5 protein-coding genes and 1 pseudogene are annotated in these 1,685 nt (G+C 48.2%); 5 read left to right on the plus strand and 1 reads right to left on the minus strand.

Annotated elements, in window-relative coordinates:
- Nucleotides 1–39 precede the first annotated feature (39 nt).
- Entirely contained in the window at nucleotides 40–279 is a 240-nt protein-coding gene (locus tag F6K49_RS46535) for a hypothetical protein (protein WP_293109241.1), read from the minus strand.
- A gap of 12 nt (nucleotides 280–291) precedes the next feature.
- Here F6K49_RS46535 and F6K49_RS46540 point away from each other — a divergent pair, with 12 nt between their 5' ends.
- The 5 genes and pseudogenes from F6K49_RS46540 to F6K49_RS54020 form a co-directional block, all read left to right on the plus strand.
- Nucleotides 292–447: a hypothetical protein gene (locus F6K49_RS46540; protein ID WP_293109243.1), complete on the plus strand. Its 156-nt coding sequence runs from the start codon at nucleotides 292–294 to the stop codon at nucleotides 445–447.
- Nucleotides 434–775: a hypothetical protein gene (locus tag F6K49_RS46545; protein WP_293109245.1), complete on the plus strand. Its 342-nt coding sequence runs from the start codon at nucleotides 434–436 to the stop codon at nucleotides 773–775. The genes F6K49_RS46540 and F6K49_RS46545 overlap by 14 nt, the downstream gene beginning before the upstream one ends.
- A 9-nt stretch (nucleotides 776–784) precedes the next feature.
- Nucleotides 785–919, plus strand: a complete 135-nt coding sequence (locus tag F6K49_RS46550) for a hypothetical protein (protein WP_293109248.1) — start codon at nucleotides 785–787, stop codon at nucleotides 917–919.
- A gap of 166 nt (nucleotides 920–1,085) precedes the next feature.
- The gene (locus F6K49_RS46555; protein ID WP_293109250.1) at nucleotides 1,086–1,445 is read left to right on the plus strand and encodes a hypothetical protein; all 360 of its coding nucleotides are present in this window, start codon (nucleotides 1,086–1,088) and stop codon (nucleotides 1,443–1,445) included.
- Between the two features lie 20 nt (nucleotides 1,446–1,465).
- A pseudogene (locus F6K49_RS54020) lies at nucleotides 1,466–1,685 on the plus strand (transposase); the annotation flags it as partial.

The raw sequence follows: 1,685 nt of genomic DNA on the forward strand, positions 1-1,685 counted from the left end.
AGGAATAGCGATGTGTTTGACTAAAAAAGAAATACTTACTTAGTGTTTAGGGAACAGGGAACAGGGAACAGGGAACAGGGAAAGAGTGGGGAGATGGGGAGATGGGGAGATGGGGAGATGGGGAGATAGGGAGCTGGTTGACTGACAAAAAGTAGAAGTCAATTGCCCCAAGAGTTTGCCAGGAGTAGGATAGAGGGATTGACAAAAGTTGAAGGGAGCCAGCAATCGATGGAGTTGATACCACTCATACTCTAGAAATGCTGTGAAAAAAACTCCCAACTCTACAATGCCTTGAACACCTGCTTAGGTCAAGTCTGCCCTTGGAGCCATCAGGGCCATCTGACGACTTGCCTGTGGATGGTGGCGGCTTTGATACAGACAGGAGTTGTGAATCTGACCCGTTGGATTCCTTACCTGCCTTGTCGAGGTCAGTATGCCCTTGCGTAAGCAAAGACGGGTACGCCGTTGGCTGGATAATGCCCGGATTAATGTGCATCGGTTGTACAAGCCGTTAATTCAAGCAGCCTTAGAAGACTCGAAAGAGGAATGTATCTATTTAAGTCATTACACTTCTCTATTCTGGGATGAATATTGCCTGATCAGGTTGGCAGTAGTGTATCGAGGTCGTGCCTTGCCTGTGGAAGGCGCGAGTGATAGAGCATATAGCGTGCATCAGTCTCATTTGTTGATTACCGTGAGATGCTCCAGCAAGCAGTTGAGCGGCTGCCTTTTGGTGTCAAGGTTGTCTTACTGGCAGATAGGGGCTAAGCCCTAAGCAGATTTAATGAGAGCGGCAACAGCCCAATGGGGAAGGCAAATCCGAATTCGCCTCAAGAAAGATGCCTGGATTTGGCGGCAGGGCAAAGGCTGGTCTCAGTTGCAAGACTTTCACTTCAAGCCAGGTGAAGCCCTATGCTAACACCCGTTCAAGTTGCACAAACAGCAGTGGCTTGGCCCGGTTCACATCATCTTTGGTCGCAACAATGTCAAGGTCGTGTTCTGGGGGATTGTAAGTGATCAGAAGACTACTCTACAGACTTTTCAGGAATACGGCTTACGCTTTAACATTGAGGAAGCTTTTTTGGATGACCAGTCCAATGGCTGGAATATCCAGAAATCTGAGCTGCGTTCTGTATGTGCCTTATCCCGTCTCTGGAATATTGCTGGCAGTCGCTACCCTTTATGTTACGGATCTTGGAGTTGAAGTTGTTGACACTGGCAGACGGCGATGGGTTGACACTCATTGGTTTCGAGGCAACAGTTATTTCCGTATTGGCTGCGAATGGGTCAGAACTGCCCTAGAAAATGGCTGGCAACTCATCCGTCGAGTTCGATTCATCAGCCACCTCGACCCAGAGCTAGCTAAGGCATCACGCAAGCAACAGGAAAAACGACTCTATCGCCTAGAGTTTAAGGTACTGACTTACCAATATGCACCTAAATAAGTTTTGTCAGTCAACCAGCCTCAAAGCTCGCCTATGATGGTTCAGGTACGGTTAAGCGTGATTCAAGAAATTATGCTCTAGCCACTTTTCCTTCAGGTAAGCGCTTCAATGCCGACTTAAACGGTGCTTACAATATCGGGGCTAGGGGGGCACTTAAACTCGTTCGCAGAAATGGCAACGAGGATCGTTCCAGTAAAAATTCTGGACGATCGCCTAGAAGCTGGGCGTGCCTGTGTGATC

The sequence above is a fragment of the Moorena sp. SIO3I6 genome (assembly GCF_010672095.1).